The sequence below is a fragment of the Bradyrhizobium sp. SOJA106 genome, from assembly GCF_059448745.1.
The window spans coordinates 608,235-627,836 of sequence record NZ_CM182549.1 but is presented as its reverse complement, the minus strand read 5'-3'; the positions used below and the strand labels follow the sequence as shown (position 1 = coordinate 627,836).

The following is a 19,602-nucleotide window of genomic DNA, read 5'->3' as shown; positions in this document are numbered from 1 at the left end:
GCGCCGCGCGCTCCGCTGCGCCCCCTCTCCCCTTGTGGGAGAGGGTTGGGGTGAGGGGTGGCCCCAAGCGACGTCGGAGTTCGTGGCTACCCCTCACCCGTCTCGCCGCTACGCGGCGAGCCACCCTCTCCCACGCGGGGAGAGGAAATGAGAGAGCGGTGCTCACCTCACCCATGCCCCTCACCCCTTCGCCATCGCGCGATAATCCAGGCGGCGGTGGAACCAGTATTGATAGCCGCTGATGTTCTTCTGCATCGCGACGTTGACGAAGGGCTGGTACAGCGGGATGCGCGGGATGTCGGTGTAGGCGAGATCGACAAAACCCTTCACGTCGGCATCGTAGGTCGCGGTGTCGCCGGTTGCCGCAGCGGTGCGTGCGCCGTCGATTAGCTTGTCCATCTCCGCCGACTTATAGCTCATGGTGTTGAAGACGGAATTGTTGCCGTGATAGCACCAGTAGAAGAAGTACTCGGGGTAATCGAGCCAGCCCGAGAACACGTTGGTGAAGAGCGGCATTTCCTTCTTGTTCAATTCGGTGCGCCAGTTGGCGCCGGGCACCTTGTTGATGGTGGCCTTGATGCCGAGCTGGGCGAGGCTCTCCTGCACCAGCACGCAGAGCGGCTCGTTGACACCGGCGAAGTTGAGGTCGAACGAGATCGTGGTCTCGAAGCCGTTGGCGTAGCCGGCTTCAGTCAGCAGCGCCTTCGCCTTGTCCATGTCGGTGTTGTATTTGTGCGGCTGCGGCCAGGCGACTTCCGTCGCCTTGTCCTTGGGCGCGCCGAACATGGGATTGCCGAGGCCAAACAGCACCGCGTCCATGATCTTCTGATAGGGCAGCGCGTAGGCGACGGCCTGACGGACCTTGGGATTGTCGAACGGCGGCTTGGTCACGTTCATGCCGATATACTGGATGCCGTTGGAGAACGGCAGCGACACCACGTTGAGCTTGCCGTTCGCCTTCATCTCCTGGAAGTCCTTGAACGGCAGCTCGTAGGAGATGTCGGCGTCGCCCCGCTCCAGCAGCGCGCGGCGGTTGCCGGCCTGCGGCACCATGCGCCAGATCACGCGCTTGATCTTCGGCAGCGGACCGCCCACCCAATCCTCGTTTCGCTCCATGACGACTTCGGTGCCGGCGGTCCACTTCGTCACCTTGTAGGCGCCAGAGCCGGCGGTCTGCTGCTTGGTGAACTCGAGTCCCCAGGGATCCTTCTCGCTGGCGTTCTTCTTCACGAGCTCGGAGTTGACGATGCAGGGCACGATCACCGCGAGATCGGGGATCGTCAGCCTGTCCTTCTTCAGGAAGTCGACGCGCACGGTATGGTCGTCGATGACGACGAACTGCTCCGGCTTGGTCAGCGAGCCCGCGCTCATCTGGAAGGTCGGAAAGCCGCCGACGCTCACCGCGCGATCCAGCGACCACTTCACATCCTTAGCCGTGACGGGCGTGCCGTCGTGGAATTTGGCGTTCTTCTTCAGCTTGAAGGTGACCGACATGTCGTCGATCTTGAAGTCTTCGGCGAGCTCGCCCTTGAACTTGTCGCGGTCGTAATAGGGCACACCGCCGGGACCGGCCTTCATCTCGTGGCTGATCAGGCGGTCATAGCAATTCCAGGACACCTCATAGCCGGGCACGTTGGTGCCGACGCCGTGGATGTCGAGATTGTTAGGGCCGCCTTCCGAGACGATCAGCAGCGTCTCCGAACGGGCATCGGCCTTGACCGAGGACATCACGAACGGCATCGCCGGAAGCGCCGCGCCGGCGGCCAATCCGGACACGGATTTGAGGAAATCGCGGCGCTTCATGGGGTGCTCCAACTCAGAGGTTTCTGGTTGGAACTGGATTCGCAAGGTTCGTGCCAAGGCTTAACGAGGTATTATCTTCGCGCCAATCGATTGAAACATTTAATGATTCTTCACTTTCGCTGGATCGCGCAGGCCGCGGGAGCCCTCCTCATTGCATACAAAGCGGGGAAATTGATCAAATATTGAGCTGACGACGATGGACGCCCATGCGAGAGGCGATCGTTATTCCGGGCGACGCGTGGCATCGAGCCCGGAACCATTTGAAAGCGCGACGCGTGGGACGATGGATTTCCCGGCTCGCCGCTTCGCGGCGCCCGGGAATGACGGAGAGAGGTGCGGCCGGAGCGCTCAGCTCGGCCAGATCAATTCCTGCAGCTCGATCAGATTGTTCGCCTTGTCCTGCCAGCCCTCGATGCAGATGTGGCTGTTGAGATCGCTGGCACGGTGCAGCAGCATCAAGGCCATCAGGCGGCGCTTCAGCGCGCCGTCCGGCCAGGCATAGCCGAAGCCTTCGAGCAGGCTGCGCACCCTGCCCGGCCGCCCCGCCGCCATGAAGGCGCTGGGGCCGAGCAGATCGTAGTCGCGCCAGCCCGCGAGCACGTCGCCGAAGTCGAACAGGCCGGCCAGCGACCATTCGCCATCGTCGCAGGCGAGCAGGAAATTCTCCGGAATATATTCGCCGATCAGGATCACCGGCGGGGCATTCATCGGAATCAGCTCGGCGGCATCACGGAGGAGATCGTCGAGCCCTTTGAGAAACTTCGGCGCAAGGCCGAGGCGCTCGTGCCTGTTACGGCAACCCTGCATCTGGGTGCGCATGAAGGCGTCCCAGCGCGGCTCGATGTTCGCGAGAGGGCCAAGCGGCGCGCGCTGCACGGCGGCGATGGTCTCGCCGATCTGGCGCAGCACGTGCTCCTTCTGGTGTTCCGGCAGGCGCGGCCAGGCCTCCGAACCGAGCGTGCCGGCAAGGCGCGTGATGACGAGATAGGGCCAGCCGTCACGCATCCCTTCGGCGACGATCTCGGGGATCGGCAGATGCAGACGCCGTTTGAGCTGCGTCAGCGAGCCGCGCTCGGAGACGAATTGCGCGCGCAGCAGCGGCGGGAAGATCTTCAAGATCAGGCGCTCGCCGAGCCCGAGCACGAGATTGGTGCCTGTGGCGAACACATGCGGTGCGCTCACATCGAGGCCGTGGCTGCGCGCGATGTCGATGGCGATTGGCAGCCATTGCGGCGGATCGGAGCGAAAGGCGCGGAAGGACTGAGTGTCAGCGAAGTTCGGTTGTGTCATTGCGCACTTAATGCATAGAGATCGTCATGCCCGGGCTTGTCCCGGGCATCCACGTTCTTCAAGCTGCGGCCAAGGCGTGGATGGCCGGGACAAGCCCGGCCATGACGGCGTGGAAAGATCTCGCGCTACAACCACTGCCAGGATTTCCATCCGGTTTTTACCGCTCGGGGCTGGCGCGTTCGAACTGGCGGAGCAGCTTGTTGCCGCGCTCGACCGCGGAATCGAGCGCCGATTGCGCGCTCTTCTGGCCGGCAAAAGCCTGCTCCAGCTCGTCCTCGATCGCGCCGCGGATCAGCACGAAGGAGCCGAGCCTTATGCCCTTCGAATTCTCAGTCGGCGGATGCAGCGTGATCTCCTCGAACGAGATCGCCGAGCCCGGATTGCGCTCGTAAAAGCCCTGCGCGCGCGTCAGCTCGTAGGCGGCGCGGGTGATCGGCAGATAGCCGGTGTTCTGGTGCCAGGCAGCCTGCACGCCGGGCTGCGACAGATAGGCGAAGAACCGCGCCACGGCCTTGTATTCATCGCGCGGCCGGTCGCGCAGCACCCACAGCGTGGCGCCGCCGATGATCGAATTCTGCGGCGCGTCCTTCACATCGGGCCAGTACGGCATCATGCCGTAGCCGATCTCGAATTTCGAATTCGCCTTGATGTCGGCGCGCGTCGCCGAGGAGCCGATGAAGATGCCGCACTCGCCCTTCTGGAAGCGCGGCTCGGCCACCTGCCCGCGGCCGCTGTAGTCGAACGCCTTGGTCTGCTGCCATTCGGCGAGCTGGGCGACGTGCTTGACGACGACGGGATTGTTGATGGTCAACTCGGCATCGAGGCCGGCAAAGCCGTTGGTGCGGGTCGCCAGCGGCAGATTGTGGAAGGCGGAAAAATTCTCGACATGGATCCAGGACGGCCAGGACGTGGTGAAACCGCACACCGCGCCGCGCTCGCGCAGGCGCTTTGCGGCGGCACCGAGCTCGGGCCAGGTTCTTGGCGGCGTCTCCGGATCGAGGCCGGCATCGCGGAACATGGTCTTGTTGTAATAGAGGATCGGCGTCGAAGAATTGAACGGGAAGGACAGCAGGTTGCCGCTCGCGTCGGTGTAGTAGCCGGAGACCGCGGGCAGGTAATCGTTCAGCGAGAACGGCTCACCCTGGTCCCGCATCAGGCTGTACACCGGATAGATCGCGCCCTTGGCCGCGGTCATGGTGGCGGTGGCGACCTCGTTGACCTGGACGATCGCGGGCTGGCTGCGCGAGCGGAAAGCGAAGATCGCCGCCGTCACCGTCTCGGTGTAGTTGCCCTTGTAGGTCGGGACGATGCGGTAATCCGGCTGCGAGGCGTTGAAGTCGGAGGCGAGCTTTTCCAGCTGCCGGCCGAGCTCGCCGGACATGGCGTGCCACAGCGCGATCTCGGTGGCGGCATGCGCCGGGGCGGCCAGCGCGAGAGCGGCAAAGGCGGCGAGGACCTGCGCAAGGCGCAATGCTGACATCACGATGGCTCTTCCCGTGTCGCACGACCGAAGCGGCCGCCCCTGCTTACGGCGCGGCATTTGCGGTTTCAACTGGGAATGAGGTCCGCTCGCGCCGCACAATCACCCGGCGGGGCCGAACCGGGATGGCCTTCCCTTAACCATCTGCTGGAGCCCCGCTCAGATCGGGCTCCGGATTCCCAGTCTTACGCGTTTTCTTTACGCGAACCGGTATCCACTTCGCTCGAAAACGCTTTAGATTGCATTGAACCTTTTGGTCCCGCCATAGACTCCATCTCTGAGGGGTTGAGTGTGCCAGTGCTGAACCGTGCCGAACTCTCGCGGGCCGGGGTGATCTTCGTCGCGCTTCTGCTCGCCATCGGTGCGACGGGCGCCGCGGCGCGCGAATTTCGCGCCGCCGACACCCAGACCGAGGACTATCCGACCGTCCAGGCGCTGCGCTACATGGGCGACCTGATCAGCGAACGCACCGGCGGCCGGCACGAGATCAAGGTATTCCACTCTCGCCAGCTCGGAGAGGAAAAGGAGACCATCGAGCAAACCCGGGCCGGCGCGATCGACCTCAACCGGACCAATGTGGCGCTGATCGGCAATTTCGCTCCGGCCATGAACGTGCTCGCGATGCCGTTCCTGTTTCGGTCCATCGAGCACATGCAGAAGGTGCTGGACGGGCCTGTTGGCAACGAGATCCTCGGCAGCTTCGAGCCGTACGGGTTCGTCGGGCTCGCCTTCTACGATTCCGGAGCGCGGTCGATCTATAACGGCGTCCGTCCGGTGAAGAGCATCGCGGATATCAAGGGCCTGCGGATCCGGGTGCAGCAATCGGAGTTGATGAGCGAGATGATCCGCTCGCTCGGCGCCGTGCCGGTCGAGCTCCCTTACGGGCAGGTGCTCACCGGGCTTGCGACTCATCTGATCGACGGCGCGGAAAACAACTGGCCATCCTTCGTGACCACGGATCACTACAAATATGCGGGCCATTACACGTTGACCGAGCACACGATGAGCCCGGAGGTGCTGGTGATCTCGCTCAAGGCCTGGCAGAGCCTCTCGGTGGACGATCAGAACATCTTCCGCGAGGCAGCGCTTCGCTCGAGCCGGTTCATGCGCCAGAAGTGGCGCTACCTCGAGGAACAGTCGCAGCGCAAGGCGGAAGCCGCCGGCATCACCGTCGTCAGCGACATCGACCGCAAGCCGTTCGAGGAGGCGATGGCACCGATCTACGCCAAGATTGCGCGCGATCCCGCCGCGGCCGCGCTGATCGAACGCATTCGCAAGGTGGAGTGAGCCGCGTTGGCTGCGCTTGGACATCGCGATCATCCAGACCGGGCGCCCGGCCCGATCGGCCAGGTGCGCGTACGTCTCGTCGGCCTGCTCCGGGCCGTGCCGATCCGCTGGCGCATTCTGTCGATCGCGGCCCTGAACTCGGCCGTGGTGGTGGTGCTGGTCGGGATGATCTGGAACGGCGCGCAGGTGCTGGGCTCGGCCTGGGGCGACGTCCGCCAGGTGCGCGAGTCCGACCGTATCCTGGCGCTGCTCGAGAGCGAGACCGGTCGGCTGCAGAACCTGATCCACCGTTACATCAACCAGCCGAGCCCGGACCTGTTCGCCGAGATCCTGCTGCTGCGCGAGGCGGTGCTCGGCACGCTGACCAGCCGCGCCGCCAAGGACCCGATGCTGTCCGGCTCGGTCGAGGAGCTCGAGCGCACCACCGACCGCTTCCTCAACGGCTTCGGCGAGCTGCGCAGCGTGCAGGCCACCATCGCCAAGACCTATGAGGAGCAGGTGCAGGGCCCCGCGAGGGACATGGCCGGCCTCTATTCCATCATCGAAGGCGCCACCGGCCATCGCGACGCGCTGATCTGGCCCTCGCTCGGCAAGTCCCGCGAGGCCTTCACCGCGATGCTGGTCGCGGCCAATTCCTACTATCTGTCGCAGTCGTCAGGCGCCGCCGACGATGCGCGCCACAACACCGAGACGATCGAGAAGACCATTCCGGTCATGCTCGATCTCGCCGACAACGACCTCCAGAAGATGGCACTGCAAAAGCTCGCGACCCGCACCACGGCGCTGCGCGAGGGCTTCGCAAAGCTGTCCGAGCAGCTCGCGAGCCGCACCGAGCTGCTCCGCAACACCATCGACGCAAGCCAGGCCGAGGCGATCGGCGCCATCGACGATCTCTCGACCAAGATGCGCCAGCGCGAGCAGAAGGCGCAGGAGACCTTCGACCGCACGCTGGCCGACATCTCCCGCCGCGTGCTCTCGATCGCGGTGATCTTCCTCGGCATCATCCTCACCGCGGGCGTCTTGATCGCGCTGTCGATCCGCCTGCCGCTCCAGCAGATCATGGCGGCGATGCGCGCCATCACGCTCGGCGACCTCGACCGCGAGGTGCAGGGCACCAAGGCGCGCGACGAAGTCGGCGCCATGGCGCGCGCGGTGGAGGTGTTCCGCGAGAACGCGATCGCGAAGCGCGAGACCGAGGACGAGCTGCGCGCCTCCAAGGAGAAGGCCGAGAGCGCGCTGCTCGAGCTCAACGCCGCGCAGCAGAACCTGATCGACGCCGAGCGGCTCGCAGCGCTCGGCGGCCTCGTCGCCGGCGTCGCGCACGAGGTCAACAACCCGATCGGCATCAGCCTGACGGTGGCCTCGAGCTTTGCCCGGCGCACCGAGATCTTCGAGGCCCAGCTCAAGGGCCAGGGCGGCCTGCGCCGCTCGCAGCTCGACGAGTTCGTGCAATCCTCGCGCGATGCCTCGCAGCAGCTGGTTGCCAATCTCACCCGCGCCGGCGAGCTGATCCAGTCGTTCAAGCAGGTCGCGGTCGACCGCTCCCATGCCGAGCGGCGGCAGTTCTCACTCAGCGAAGCCACCGACCAGATCATCGCGAGCCTCCGCCCGGTGCTGAAGCGCTCGCCGATCACGCTCCAGGTCGACGTGCCCGAGGGGCTGCTGCTCGACGGCTATCCCGGCTCCTACGGCCAGATCCTGACCAATCTCTTCCTCAACGCGGCCAACCATGCCTTCGCCGACGGGCGCGCCGGGACCATCACGATCTCGGCGCGACCGCGCGGGACCGACGACATCGAGATCATCTTCACCGATGACGGGGCCGGCATGACCCCCGACGTGCAGCGCCAGGCCTTTGACCCATTCTTTACCACCCGGCGCAACGAAGGTGGCACGGGACTCGGCCTTCATATCGTCTATAACCTGGTGACCCAGCAGCTTGGCGGACGCATGATGCTGGAATCCAAGCTGGGACAAGGCACAACTTTTCGGATTATCATGCCGCGAGTCGCCAAGGGCGGCGCGCGAAGCACAGAGACTGACGGGACTTCTCAATGGCCGAACAGGACGATGTCCTCCACCTGATCGACGACACCGGTACCGCGCCGGAGGACCAGAACGCACGGAAATGGAAGATCGCTGTCATCGACGACGATCCGGCCGTACATGACGGCACCCGCTTCGCGCTGTCCGACTACAGCCTGAACGGCCAGAGCCTGGAGATCCTCTCGGCGCACTCCGCGGCCGAAGGCCGCAAGCTGATGGCCGAGCACCGCGACATCGCCGCGGTGCTGCTCGACGTCATCATGGAGACCGACGTCGCCGGCCTCGAGCTGGTCGAGTTCATCCGCAACGAGCTCAAGAACGAGACCGTGCGCATCATCCTGCGCACCGGCCAGCCCGGCCAGGCGCCGGAGCGGCGCGTGATCGTGCAGTACGACATCAACGACTACAAGGCCAAGACCGAGCTCACCGCCGACAAGCTGTTCACCTCTCTGACCGCGGCGCTGCGCTCCTACCAGCAGCTCGAACGCATGGTGCAGACGCGGCGCGGGCTCGAGATCATCATCGACGCGGCTTCCACGCTGTACGATTTCAAGTCGATGCAGCGGCTCGCCGAGGGCGTGCTCACCCAGCTCGCCTCGCTGCTCAATGTCGACTGTGCCGGCATCCTGGTGCTGCGTGATAATGGCGGCGTCGATCCCGAGCTCTCCGTGCTTGCGGGCAGCGGCTGCTACAGCCGCTTCATTGGCACGACCTCTTCGCGGGCGCTCGATCCTGACCTGCGCGAGCTGGTGGAAGCCGCATTCCAGCGCCGCAAGAACGAATTCGCCGACCATCGCAGCGTGATCTACTTGCGCACCGGAAGTGGCCGCGAGGTGGTGGTGCTGCTCCAGGCCGAGCGCGAATTGTCCGAGACCGACCGCTCGCTGGTCGAGATCTTCTCCAGCCGGCTCTCGATCGCCTTCGACAACGTGATCCTCTATCAGCAGCTCCAGGATGCCAACACGCAGCTGGAGGACCGCGTCGCCCAGCGCACCCGCGCCCTGATGCAGGCCAATCGCCGCCTCTCGGCGCAATGGCTGAGGCTGCAGCGCGCCAACGGCTTCAAGAACGAGATTCTGGGCACCGTCGCGCACGATCTGAAGAATCCGCTCGGCGTCATCCTCGGCCGTACCGAGATGCTGAAGGAGCTGATCTCGACCGGCGCCTCGGCCAGCGGCGTCGTCTCCCAGGTCGACCACATCCGCGATGCGACCAAGCGCCTGACCACGATGGTCGACCATCTGATCTCGGACGCAATGGCCGATGCCTTCGACATCACCATCCGCCGCGAGCCGGTCGACGTCGCGGCGCTGGCGAAGGAGGTCGCCGACGCCAACCAGCCGCTCGCGGTCAACAAGCAGCAGACGATCCACGTCACCGCGCCGCCCAACATCGTCACCATGTGCGACATCGACCGCATCCGCGAGGCGATCGACAACCTCATCAGCAACGCGATCAAATACTCGCCGATCGGCGGCAAGATCGGCGTCGCCGTGACACATGAGGGCAACGACACCATCATCCGGGTCAGCGACGAAGGCGCGGGCCTGTCGCCGGAAGATCTCGGCCGTCTGTTCGGCCGGTTCCAGCGGCTGTCCGCCAAGCCGACCGCGGGGGAGAGCTCGACGGGGCTTGGGCTTTCCATCGTCAAGCGTATTATCGACATGCATGGGGGCGAGGTGACGGCCGCGAGCGAAGGCCCCGGCAAGGGCTCGACCTTCACCATCACCCTGCCCGCGACCGAGGTGCCGTGATTTGAGTGCCGAGATCCAAGATCCTAGCTTCTGAAGTGACATGACCCAAAGCCAGCACATCATGATCGTCGACGACGAGGCCCCGGCCCGGGAGATGGTCGGCGATTACCTCAAGATGCACGGCTTCACCGTGACGCTGTGCGACGGCGGCAAGTCGCTCCGCGCCGCGATCCAGGGCAGCATGCCCGATCTCGTCGTGCTCGACCTCAACATGCCCGAGGAAGACGGGCTCTCGATCATCCGCGACCTCAAGAGCCGCATCAACGTGCCCGTCATCATGCTCACCGCGACCGCGAGCCCGATCGATCGCGTCGTCGGTCTCGAGCTCGGCGCCGACGACTACGTCGCCAAGCCCTGCGAGCTGCGCGAGCTGATGGCACGCATCCGCTCGGTGCTGCGGCGGAGCACGCCGGTGAAGGCCGCAGCAGCGGAGACGGCGGCGGCGAAATCCGACAAGGACCAGCTGGTGCGCTTCGGCACCAAATGGCTCGATCTCGAAGCCCAGGCCTTGCGCGACGACGAGGGCAACGAGCATCCACTGACCGCATCCGAGTTCGGACTGCTCAAGGTGTTCGCGGCCAATCCGAAGCGCGTGCTGTCGCGCGAGCGCCTGCTCGAGCTCGCCAATGCGCGCGACGCCGAAGCCTTCGACCGCGCCGTTGATCTGCGCATCATGCGTATCCGCCGCAAGATCGAGCCCGACCCGACCAAGCCCGCCGTGATCCGCACCATCCGCGGCGGCGGTTATCTGTTCTCGCCGGCGGGCGAGAAGCCGTAGGCGCTAACGGCGCGCCAGGTGCCGTAGGTGGGCAAAGCGAAGCGTGCCCACCGTTCTCTCCACACTTGCGAAAAGATCGTGGGCATGGCGCCTCGCGCCTTCGCCCGCCCTACGAGATCGCCGTCCTGGCTGCGCGTGTCGCCCCGAGACGACGGCATTGGGTGCGGCGCAAGCGAACGCAAGAGCCCGAAATTCGTTCCTGCCCCGCCAAATCGCGCAGCCCGTAGTTTCCGTACATTGAAATTCCACGACTTTTTGCCTCGAATGTTTCGTCGCGTCCCTTTCGACGAAACAATTCGGCGGCGCACGAAACCATTTTCCGCTTTTCGTGCAGACGTCCCGAAACGTTGGCTGATTAACACTTTGGTCCAAGGAAACGCCGCTCGGTTGCGGCGCACCGGGGAGCTAAGTCAATGCCGAACGTCATCGCCATCAACGCCCAGGCCAGCCAGAGCATCATTGCTGCTCAAGCGACCTCGGACGACATGCTTCTGGAGAGCATTGCCGACGGCAACCGGACGTCCATGCACATCCTTTATTGCCGACACAATGTGCGGGTCTACCGCTTCATCCTGCGCATCGTGCGCGATGCCACCACGGCGGAAGACCTCGTCAGCCAGGTGTTTTTGGACGTGTGGCGGACCGCCCGGCAATTCCAGGGCCGCTCGCAGGTGTCGACCTGGCTGCTCTCGATCGCCCGCTTCAAGGCGCTGACCGCGATGCGCCAGCGCCGCTTCGAGGACATCGACCAGGAGGACGTGCGCCAGATTCCTGACGACACCGACACGCCGGAGACCTCGCTCGACCGCAGCGACACCAGCGCCATCCTGCGCGCCTGCGTCGCAAAGTTGTCGCCCGCGCATCGCGAGATCATCAACCTCGTCTACTATCACGAGAAGTCGGTGGAGGAGGTCGGGCGGATCATCGGCATCCCCCAGAGCACGGTGAAGACCCGCATGTTCTACGCCCGCAAGCAGCTGGCCGATTTGCTTAAGGTCGCTGGCGTCGACCGTTTCGCTGCATAAGCTCAAGTATTTTCAAGGGGATAGGACCAAACTTCAGGCCCTTTCCCCGGACACGGAAGTGTTACCGCCGACGAAACAATTGAAACGAAGCACAACATCAGGCGGAAAAACTTGCCTCCTATAAAGCTCACATACGGTTCTCGTTAAACCTCCCAAGGACCTCCAGCGACCCGGACGATGCCCCCGTCCGGGTCGTTTTTATTTGGGATTTGAAGGCAGTTCTGACCGCATCGTCGTCGTGGCGGTCGCCCGTCACGACTGCGTGACACGGCGTAACGACCGCCGCATCCAATCCGAACTGCCCTCGTGATCTCCATCACGAGGGCTCCATGCTCGAACTCCTGTTTGCTGTTCTCGCCGGCATCCTCACCATCGCCGCGCCGTGCACCTTGCCGATGCTGCCGATCCTGCTTGGCGCCTCGATCGGGCGCGCGGGGCATCTGCGGCCAGCGATGATCGCGCTCGGCTTCGTCATCTCGTTCTCGGCCGTCGCGCTGCTGCTCGGCGCGTTCACGCGGGCATTGGATTTCGATCCGAACGTGCTGCGCGAGGCTGCCGCGATTCTCCTGCTCGGGTTCGGCCTGCTGATGCTGTGGCCAGCGCCGTTCGAATGGCTGTCGATCCGGCTGAATGGCTGGTTCGACCTTGGCGCGGCGAGCGGCGTGCAGCGCGAGGGTGCGATCGGCGGGCTCGTGCTCGGCACCACGCTGGGCCTGGTCTGGACGCCCTGCGCAGGGCCCGTGCTCGGCTCGATCCTGACGCTGGTTGCGACCTCGAAGAACCTGGCCTGGGCCGGCACACTGCTGGTGGCCTACGCGATTGGCGCTGCGGTCCCGATGCTGGGAATAGCCTATGGCGGGCAGGCCGCGACGACGCGGGTGCGCAGCCTCGCGCGGATCTCACCGCGGCTGCAGCAGGGTTTTGGCGTCATCGTGATCGCTTTCGCGGTCGCCGCCTATTTCCAATACGACACGCTGATCGTGGCCTGGCTCACCGGCTTCTATCCCACTGGCCAGATCGGCCTGTGATCCCTCGCATCTCAACGGAGAACACGTCCATGACTGTCAAGCTGCTCGCCGTTTCCGCCGCCCTGGTCGGCATGGCCGTCACCGGCGCCGTCATTCCCGGCATCTGCGACGAGGCCGTGCGCGCAACGCCTGTGGTCGCCGCCGCAGCAGCGCCGATCCAGGTCGCGGCCGCGAGCCGACAGACCGCACCCGACTTCACCGGCATCAACACCTGGTTCAACTCGAAACCGCTCAGCATCGCCGACCTGCGCGGCAAGGTCGTGCTGGTCGACTTCTGGACCTATGGCTGCGTCAACTGCGTCAACACGCTGCCGCGCGTCACCGAGCTCTATGCCAAGTACAAGGACAAGGGCCTCGTCGTGGTCGGCGTGCACACGCCGGAATTCCCGTTCGAGCGCTCGGCCTCCAACGTCCAGGCCGCGCTGAAGCGCCACGGCATCACCTATCCGGTGGCGCAGGACAATGACTCCAAAACCTGGAACGCCTATCGCAACCAGTATTGGCCGGCGCAATACATCATCGACCAGAGCGGCAAGATCGTGTTCCAGCACGAGGGCGAAGGCGCCTACGACCAGATCGACCGCACCGTTGCCGGGCTGCTGAACGCCAACAGCTGATGCTGCATCCGCGGCATTCGGTTGCAGCTTGACTCGACGGACCGGTCCATGGAGTTTCGCGGGCGACGGAATCAGCCGCCCGCAATGGACGACCCGACCACCAGCACCGACATCCGCCTTCGTGAAGGCTCCTCGATCGCGCAGCGGCTGGTCATGGCCGGCTCGGCCGCTGCCGTCGCGCTGTGCTTCACGCCGGGCCTGTTCACGCATGATTTGCTGGAGGTGATCATCTCGGTGGTCGCGCTGCTCGTGGGAACAGGGTTCGTCGTCGGCATCATGATGGCGCCTGCGGTGGTGTGGATCATCACGCCGAACGAGATCTTGATCGGGCAGCAGCGTCCGTTCGGAAAGCTCAAGACGCGGGTCGTCGGGAAGGGAGACATCACGGGGTTGCAGGTTCCGGGCAGCAAGCGGGTGAAAGCCCGCTTTCAGCTCGTCTTCACGCTCGCGTCCGGCGAGCGCCTGACCTCCCCGCCGATCTCCGACGTCACGCATGTACACGACACCGTGGCGCGGATCGCCACGCAGTTCGACGTCCCCAATGTCGAGGCACCTCGCAATCCGCTCGATGCCAGCAATCCCGAGATGCATCTCGGCGAGCCGCTCGAGGCATTCTCCGCGCGGGACATCCGCATCGTCGCACTGATCGCCGTCGCATTGTCCGCCGTGCCCTACGCCTACAAGCTCTGGCGCGGATGGCCGCCCAGCCATGTCGACATCCTGCTGCTGCCGCTCGGCGCGCTCGCAGCCTTCGCCGTCCATCGCTATGCCAACCTCGCGACCGGCGCGTTCTGGATCATCCGCGAGAGCGATATCCGCGTCGAGCGCCTGTGGGGCGACGGCACGCCGCGCGTTGACCACATCGAGGGGCCCGACGTGAAGACGATCAGTGTCGAGCGCCGCGGCCGGTCGGAGGACGAGCACTGCATCGTCACGATCCGCCTGCACTCCGGGCGACGGTTTCGCAGCCCCCGCATCGGCTCGCGGGTCGAAGCCCGCGCGGTCGGGACCGAGATCGTGCGGCGGCTCGGGATCGCGGCGGAGAGCAATAAGATTTAGCTGCGGGAGAGGGAGCTCACCTCCCAAGCGGCCACAATCTAAGCTTTTCGCGCCATCCCCTGTTCGTGGCATTGCTCCGGGCGCGTCAAAAAACCATAGGCATTCTCGTGACATACCAGCCGGGCGCGCCATCGACTTGCCATGAACTTGGCCCTGAGATTTGATGGTTCCGAATGATTTGCGCTGTGGCAGCGGGGAGAGCTTCACATGACCGATTTTCGTCGCCTGACCGGGACGTTCTTGGCCGCGATGGGACTGATCCTGTCCGCACCGCAGGCCTTCGCCCAGCAGCCCGACCGTGGCGACGAGCCGGGCCTGATCGCCGATGACAGCTACCAGCTCGATCCGGAATGGCAGAAGCAGGTGGTCTATTTCCGCACCACCGAGGCGCCGGGCACCATCATCGTCTCGACGGCCGAACGGCACCTCTATCTGGTGCAGCCGGGCGGGCGCGCGATCCGCTACGGCATCGGCGTCGGCCGCGATGGCTTCCAGTGGCAGGGGCTGGTGACCATCACGAACAAGAAGGAATGGCCGGACTGGACGCCGCCGCCGGAGATGATCCAGCGCCAGCCCTATCTGCCGCGCTTCATGGCCGGCGGCCCCGGCAACCCGCTCGGCGCCCGCGCCATGTATCTCGGCACCACCGTCTACCGCATCCACGGCACCAATCGCCCCGACACGATCGGTACCAAGGTGTCGTCGGGCTGCTTCCGTCTCGTCAACAACGACGTCGCCGATCTCTACGATCGCGTTCCGGTTGGCACCAAGGTGATCATCCGGCAGAAGCCTGAGCTGTAATCCTATCGCTCGCGCATGATCCGTCCGGATCATGCTCTGCGCCCTCCTCAAGATTCCTTTTCCCGATTTTTCGAGAGAGCAACATGATGCGCACATTTCGAGGCGGCCTGCTGATCGGGCTCGCGGTCGCCGTGCTGGTCGCCGTTCTGGCCATCGCCTATGAGTTCTACGACACCCGCACCCTGAAGCGCACGGTGCGCCGCGGCGAGGTGCTGTGCGGCGTCAACAAGGGCCTGCCGGGCTTCTCGATCCCCGACGACAAGGGCAACTGGACCGGCTTCGACGTCGATTTCTGCCGCGCCGTGGCGGCTGCCATCTTCAACGATCCAAGCAAGGCCAAGTTCGTGCCGCTCGATGCCAGCGAGCGCTTCAAGGAATTGCAGAGCCGGAAAGTGGACATCCTCTCGCGCAACTCGACCTGGAGCATGGCGCGCGAGCTCGACTACGACCTCTATTTCCCGGCCGTCGCCTATTACGATGGCGCAGGCTTCATGCTGCCGCGCGCGCGCAACAAGGAGACCGCGCTGGACCTGACCGGCAGCAAGGTCTGCGTGCAGGCCGGTACCACCACCGCGCTCAACGTCGCCGATTACTTCCGTGCCAACAACATGAAGTATGACGAGGTGAAGTTCGACAAGCTCGACGACGTGGTGAAGGCCTACGACACCGGCAAGTGCGACACGCTCTCCGCCGACGTCTCCCAGCTCTATGCGCTCCGGCTGAACCTCTCCAAGCCGGGCGACCACATGATTCTGCCGGACATGATCTCCAAGGAGCCGCTCGCCCCCGTCGTACGCCAGCGCGACGACGACTGGATGATGATCGTGAAGTGGACGCTCTACGCCATGATCAACGCCGAGGAGCTCGGCGTGTCCTCGGAGAACATCGACGAAGCCCTGAAATCGAAGAAGCCGGAAGTGATGCGCCTCGTCGGCACCGAAGGCAATTACGGCGAGCAGCTCGGCCTCACCAAGGACTGGGTGGTCCGCATCATCCGCCACGTCGGCAATTACGGCGAGATGTACGAGCGCAACATCGGCGAGAAGTCGAAGCTGAAGATCCCGCGCGGCATGAACCAGCTCTGGAACGCGGGTGGCGTGCAGTATGCGCCGCCGATGCGGTAAGGCGGTCTCACACCGTCATTGCGAGGAGCGCAGCGACGAAGCGATCCAGACTGTCTCCGCGGAAAGATTCTGGATTGCTTCGCTGCGCTGGCAATGACGAGATTGGGACAAGCGCTCTCCACACTCTCAACTGTCATCGCCCGGCTTTGACCGGGCGATCCAGTATTCCAGAGACGTCAAACGTATGCGGAGAGGCCGCGGCGTACTGGGTCGCCCGGTCGAGCTGGGCGACGACACCGAGGGTGTGGCGCGCCTCGCGCCCCAACCGCGCCTCAATACCCCCGCGCCCGCGCCAGCTGCTCGGTGTGGTAGTTGGCATCGCCGAACAGCTCCTCGCACACCCGCGCACGCTTCATGAAGAAGCCGATGTCGAACTGGTCGGTCATGCCCATGCCGCCATGCATCTGCACGCCCTCCTGCACGGCGCGTGTGGCGGTGGTGCCGGCGCGGGCCTTGGCCACGGCGACGCTCGATGCAGCCTTGGCGACGTCGGCGTCCAGCGCCTGGAGCGCCTTCATCGTGGCAGCGCGGGTGATCTCGATGTCGATATAGAGCTCGGCGGCGCGGTGCTGCAGCGCCTGGAATTCGCCGATCAGCTTGCCGAACTGCTTTCTGTTCTTCAAATACTCGACGGTGCGGCCAAACACTTCGTCGCTGAGACCGACCATTTCGGCTGCGACCGCGCCGCGGCCGATATCGAGCACGCCGTCGAGCAGGCTCGCGCCCTGATCGACCTCGCCGAGCACGCTGTCGGCATTGACCTCGACATTGGCGAATTCGATTCGCGCCGCGTTGTGCGAATCGACCATGATGGTGCGCTCGATGGCGACGCCCCTGGCCTTGGGGTTGACCAGAAACAGCGTCAGGCCGTCGCGCTCGCCGGCGGAGCCGGCGGTGCGCGCGGCGACGATGAGCAAGTCGGCGACGTGGCCGTCAACCACCAGCGCCTTGGCGCCGGAAAGCTTGAAGCCGTTCCCGGCGCGCACGGCCTGCAGGTTGGTCTGGAGCGGGCGGTGCTTGGCGCCCTCGTCGATCGCGAGCGTCGCGAGAAGCGAGCCGTTCGCAATCTTCGGCAAGGCTTCCGACTTCTGCGCAGCGTTGCCGCCGCGGTTCAGTGCGGAGGCCGCGACCACGCTGGTGGCGAGGAAGGGCGACGGCATCAGGGTGCGGCCGATCTCCTCCATCACGATTCCGGCCTCCATGACGCCGAGACCGGAGCCGCCGAACTCTTCGGGCACCAAGAGGCCGGCAAAGCCCATCTCGGCGAAGGAGTGCCACAGTTCCTTGGAGAAGCCGACGGGATCCTTGGAGTCGCGCAAAGATCGCAGGTGCGACACCGGCGCCTTGTCGCTGATCAGCCCGCGCGCTGAGTCGCGGAGCATGGATTGTTCTTCGGTGAGGACGAGGGCCATGTGCAAAGTCTCTAATGTCTCTGAAATTTGTTGCTGTCATTCCGGGGCGCGCGACAGCGCGAACCCGGAATCTCGAGGTTCCGGGCTCGTCGCTACGCGACGCCCCGGAACGACGCAAAGCCTCACGCCCCCGGCAAATCCAGGATGCGCTTGGCGACGATGCCGAGCATTACCTCGGACGTGCCGCCCTCGATCGAGTTGGCTTTGGTGCGCAGCCAGGCGCGCGGGCGGGCGCCTTGCTTGGAGCGCTCGCTCTCCCATTCCAGCGCATCGACGCCGCCGGCCGACATCAGGATCTCGTAGCGGCGCTTGTTGAGTTCGGTGCCGTAATATTTCATCGCCGAGGAGAACGCCGGATGCGCCTGCCCGGCCTTGGCGAGATCGACCGCACGCTCGGCGCAAGCCGCGAGCGCGGCTTCATCCACGTCGAATGTCGCGATCTGGCCGCGCAGCATCGCATCGTCGAGCCTGCCTTGCGCGTCGGTGCCGACCGAGTCGGCAGCGATCTGGCCGAGTGGACGGCCGACGCCGCGCTCGCCCATGCCGGAGATCATCGCGCGCTCGTGCTGGAGCAGATATTTTGCGACGTCCCAGCCGCAGTTGACGGTGCCGACCACATGCGACTTCGGCACGCGGACGCCGTCGAAGAAGGTCTCGCAGAACGGCGAATAGCCGGAGATCAAGAGGATCGGCTTGGTCGAGACGCCCTTCGAGGTCATGTCGAACAGGATGAAGCTGATGCCGTCGTGCTTCTTGGCCGCGGGATCGGTGCGGACGAGGCAGAAGATCCAGTCGGCGTAGTTGGCGTAGGACGTCCAGATCTTCTGGCCGGTGATGATGAAGTCATCGCCGTCGCTCTCGGCGCGGGTCTGGAGCGACGCGAGATCGGAGCCGGCGTTCGGCTCGGAATAGCCCTGGCACCAGCGGATCTCGCCCGCCGCGATCTTCGGCAGATGCTCCTGCTTCTGCGCCTCATTGCCGTATTTCAGCAGCGCCGGCCCGAGCATCCAGATGCCGAAGCTCGACAGCGGCGGGCGCGCGCCCATCCTGGCCATCTCGGCGCGCAGCACCTTGTGCTCGGCGGCGCTGAGGCCAGCGCCGCCATATTGCTTCGGCCAATCCGGCACGGTCCAACCCTTGTCGCGCATGCGCTCGAACCAGATGCGCTGCGGCTCGGACGAGAACTTTGCGTTGCGCCCGCCCCAGAACACGTCGGCGTCCGACGTCACGGGCTTGCGCATCTCCGGCGGGCAGTTGGCTTCCAGCCAGGCGCGCGTCTCGGCGCGGAATTTCTCGAGATCGGCTGTCTCAGTCTCGCTCATGGTCGTTTCCATCAATCAAAATCGACGTGTTGGGCGGGACTCTGGGCCATCGCACCGTGGAATTCAACCACTTCCGTGCCGCGCATCGGCTATAGTCTCCCTCACGGCGAGGCTTGAAAACAAATGGGAAACCAGAATGCGCCTGAAGCTTCTTTCGCCTGGCGGAATGAACGAGAGCCAGCGGCAGACCTATGACGAGTCGATCGCCGGCAAGCGCGGCAAGCCGCCGGCGCCGATGATGGCTTGGCTCAACAGCCCGGAGATGGCGCGCCATGCGACGCGGCTCGGCGAAGTGCTGCGCTTCGATACGATCTTTCCGGCAAAACTCTCGGAGATCGCGATCCTGGTGACGGCGCGCCACTGGACCGCGCATTACGAGTGGTATGCGCATAAGCGCCTTGCGCTTGCGGGCGGCATGGATCCGAAAATCATCGACGCCATCCGCGACCGCCGCACGCCCGAGTTCGACGATCCCATGGCTAAGACGATCTACGACCTCGCGAAGTCGCTGCATGAGGGTCACGGCGTCGAGAAGGGCCTCTATGATGAGGCGGTGAAGCTGCTCAGCGAGCGCGGCGTCGTCGAGGTGATCGGACTGTGCGGCTACTACACCATGGTGTCGATGACGCTGAACACGTTCGAGTTCGGCTTGCCCGAGGGCGAGGTGTCGGAGCTCAGCTAGCGGGGTGAAAATTGAGTGCAGTCGGCGTTTACCTCTCCCCGGCGGGGAGAGGTAAACCTGCGCCTCGGCCGGCACCGAACCATCAATTCAGCCC

The 19,602-nt window shown here is 64.7% G+C and carries 16 protein-coding genes; 11 read left to right on the top strand and 5 right to left on the bottom strand.

All coding sequences use genetic code 11. From position 1 onward, the window contains the following. Positions 1-180: 180 nt before the first annotated feature. The 3 genes from AC5V87_RS02960 to ugpB all read right to left on the bottom strand — a co-directional run bounded on the left by AC5V87_RS02960 (position 181) and on the right by ugpB (position 4,573). Positions 181-1,803: an ABC transporter substrate-binding protein gene (locus AC5V87_RS02960; protein ID WP_456841438.1), complete on the bottom strand. Its 1,623-nt coding sequence runs from the start codon at positions 1,801-1,803 to the stop codon at positions 181-183. A gap of 348 nt (positions 1,804-2,151) precedes the next feature. Continuing rightward, a complete protein-coding gene (locus AC5V87_RS02955; RefSeq protein ID WP_495369949.1) occupies positions 2,152-3,093 on the bottom strand; it encodes an aminoglycoside phosphotransferase family protein in 942 nt (313 codons plus the stop codon). 157 nt (positions 3,094-3,250) lie between these two features. Next, positions 3,251-4,573, bottom strand: a complete 1,323-nt coding sequence (ugpB, locus tag AC5V87_RS02950) for a sn-glycerol-3-phosphate ABC transporter substrate-binding protein UgpB (protein WP_495369948.1) — start codon at positions 4,571-4,573, stop codon at positions 3,251-3,253. Between the two features lie 291 nt (positions 4,574-4,864). Between ugpB and AC5V87_RS02945 the strand changes: the two genes are divergently transcribed. The 10 genes from AC5V87_RS02945 (at position 4,865) to AC5V87_RS02900 (ending at position 16,092) form a co-directional block, all read left to right on the top strand. Then, positions 4,865-5,860: a TRAP transporter substrate-binding protein gene (locus AC5V87_RS02945; RefSeq protein ID WP_456841441.1), complete on the top strand. Its 996-nt coding sequence runs from the start codon at positions 4,865-4,867 to the stop codon at positions 5,858-5,860. Between the two features lie 6 nt (positions 5,861-5,866). Continuing rightward, complete coding sequence (locus AC5V87_RS02940; protein ID WP_495369947.1) at positions 5,867-7,945, top strand: sensor histidine kinase; 2,079 nt, start codon at positions 5,867-5,869, stop codon at positions 7,943-7,945. Next, a complete protein-coding gene (locus AC5V87_RS02935) occupies positions 7,915-9,660 on the top strand; it encodes an ATP-binding response regulator (protein WP_456841443.1) in 1,746 nt (581 codons plus the stop codon). Before AC5V87_RS02940 ends, AC5V87_RS02935 begins: the two co-directional genes overlap by 31 nt. A gap of 40 nt (positions 9,661-9,700) precedes the next feature. Next, the gene (locus AC5V87_RS02930) at positions 9,701-10,438 is read left to right on the top strand and encodes a response regulator (protein ID WP_456841444.1); all 738 of its coding nucleotides are present in this window, start codon (positions 9,701-9,703) and stop codon (positions 10,436-10,438) included. Between the two features lie 413 nt (positions 10,439-10,851). Beyond that, on the top strand, positions 10,852-11,463 hold the full coding sequence (locus AC5V87_RS02925) for a sigma-70 family RNA polymerase sigma factor (protein WP_456841445.1): 612 nt from the start codon (positions 10,852-10,854) through the stop codon (positions 11,461-11,463). A gap of 329 nt (positions 11,464-11,792) precedes the next feature. Beyond that, the gene (locus AC5V87_RS02920) at positions 11,793-12,491 is read left to right on the top strand and encodes a cytochrome c biogenesis CcdA family protein (protein ID WP_495369946.1); all 699 of its coding nucleotides are present in this window, start codon (positions 11,793-11,795) and stop codon (positions 12,489-12,491) included. Positions 12,492-12,520: 29 nt separating this feature from the next. After that, positions 12,521-13,108, top strand: coding sequence for a thioredoxin family protein (locus AC5V87_RS02915; RefSeq protein WP_495369945.1), 588 nt, complete (start codon positions 12,521-12,523; stop codon positions 13,106-13,108). 84 nt (positions 13,109-13,192) lie between these two features. Beyond that, positions 13,193-14,167: a hypothetical protein gene (locus AC5V87_RS02910; protein ID WP_456841448.1), complete on the top strand. Its 975-nt coding sequence runs from the start codon at positions 13,193-13,195 to the stop codon at positions 14,165-14,167. Positions 14,168-14,374: 207 nt separating this feature from the next. Then, positions 14,375-14,968 (top strand): L,D-transpeptidase, encoded by a 594-nt coding sequence (locus AC5V87_RS02905; RefSeq protein ID WP_456841449.1) that lies wholly within the window; start codon positions 14,375-14,377, stop codon positions 14,966-14,968. An 86-nt stretch (positions 14,969-15,054) separates the two neighbouring features. Then, positions 15,055-16,092 (top strand): amino acid ABC transporter substrate-binding protein, encoded by a 1,038-nt coding sequence (locus tag AC5V87_RS02900; RefSeq protein ID WP_456843480.1) that lies wholly within the window; start codon positions 15,055-15,057, stop codon positions 16,090-16,092. 272 nt (positions 16,093-16,364) lie between these two features. Here AC5V87_RS02900 and AC5V87_RS02895 read toward each other — a convergent pair whose 3' ends face one another. Both AC5V87_RS02895 and AC5V87_RS02890 read right to left on the bottom strand, forming a co-directional pair. Beyond that, positions 16,365-17,504, bottom strand: a complete 1,140-nt coding sequence (locus AC5V87_RS02895; protein ID WP_456841450.1) for an acyl-CoA dehydrogenase family protein — start codon at positions 17,502-17,504, stop codon at positions 16,365-16,367. Between the two features lie 122 nt (positions 17,505-17,626). Then, a complete protein-coding gene (locus AC5V87_RS02890) occupies positions 17,627-18,826 on the bottom strand; it encodes an acyl-CoA dehydrogenase family protein (protein WP_495369944.1) in 1,200 nt (399 codons plus the stop codon). Between the two features lie 136 nt (positions 18,827-18,962). On the opposite strand from AC5V87_RS02890, the gene AC5V87_RS02885 reads away from it, so the two are divergent. Then, on the top strand, positions 18,963-19,508 hold the full coding sequence (locus AC5V87_RS02885; protein WP_495369943.1) for a carboxymuconolactone decarboxylase family protein: 546 nt from the start codon (positions 18,963-18,965) through the stop codon (positions 19,506-19,508). Positions 19,509-19,602: the final 94 nt, after the last annotated feature.

Excerpts from the sequence above, each read along its gene's own strand:
- AC5V87_RS02960 (WP_456841438.1), bottom strand. The coding sequence starts at position 1,803 with ATGAAGCGCCGCGATTTCCTCAAATCCGTGTCCGGATTGGCCGCCGGC.
- AC5V87_RS02955 (WP_495369949.1), bottom strand. The coding sequence starts at position 3,093 with ATGACACAACCGAACTTCGCTGACACTCAGTCCTTCCGCGCCTTTCGC.
- ugpB (WP_495369948.1), bottom strand. The coding sequence starts at position 4,573 with ATGTCAGCATTGCGCCTTGCGCAGGTCCTCGCCGCCTTTGCCGCTCTC.
- AC5V87_RS02935 (WP_456841443.1), top strand. The coding sequence starts at position 7,915 with ATGGCCGAACAGGACGATGTCCTCCACCTGATCGACGACACCGGTACC.
- AC5V87_RS02930 (WP_456841444.1), top strand. The coding sequence starts at position 9,701 with ATGACCCAAAGCCAGCACATCATGATCGTCGACGACGAGGCCCCGGCC.
- AC5V87_RS02925 (WP_456841445.1), top strand. The coding sequence starts at position 10,852 with ATGCCGAACGTCATCGCCATCAACGCCCAGGCCAGCCAGAGCATCATT.
- AC5V87_RS02920 (WP_495369946.1), top strand. The coding sequence starts at position 11,793 with ATGCTCGAACTCCTGTTTGCTGTTCTCGCCGGCATCCTCACCATCGCC.
- AC5V87_RS02915 (WP_495369945.1), top strand. The coding sequence starts at position 12,521 with ATGACTGTCAAGCTGCTCGCCGTTTCCGCCGCCCTGGTCGGCATGGCC.
- AC5V87_RS02910 (WP_456841448.1), top strand. The coding sequence starts at position 13,193 with ATGGACGACCCGACCACCAGCACCGACATCCGCCTTCGTGAAGGCTCC.
- AC5V87_RS02905 (WP_456841449.1), top strand. The coding sequence starts at position 14,375 with ATGACCGATTTTCGTCGCCTGACCGGGACGTTCTTGGCCGCGATGGGA.
- AC5V87_RS02900 (WP_456843480.1), top strand. The coding sequence starts at position 15,055 with ATGCGCACATTTCGAGGCGGCCTGCTGATCGGGCTCGCGGTCGCCGTG.
- AC5V87_RS02895 (WP_456841450.1), bottom strand. The coding sequence starts at position 17,504 with ATGGCCCTCGTCCTCACCGAAGAACAATCCATGCTCCGCGACTCAGCG.
- AC5V87_RS02890 (WP_495369944.1), bottom strand. The coding sequence starts at position 18,826 with ATGAGCGAGACTGAGACAGCCGATCTCGAGAAATTCCGCGCCGAGACG.
- AC5V87_RS02885 (WP_495369943.1), top strand. The coding sequence starts at position 18,963 with ATGCGCCTGAAGCTTCTTTCGCCTGGCGGAATGAACGAGAGCCAGCGG.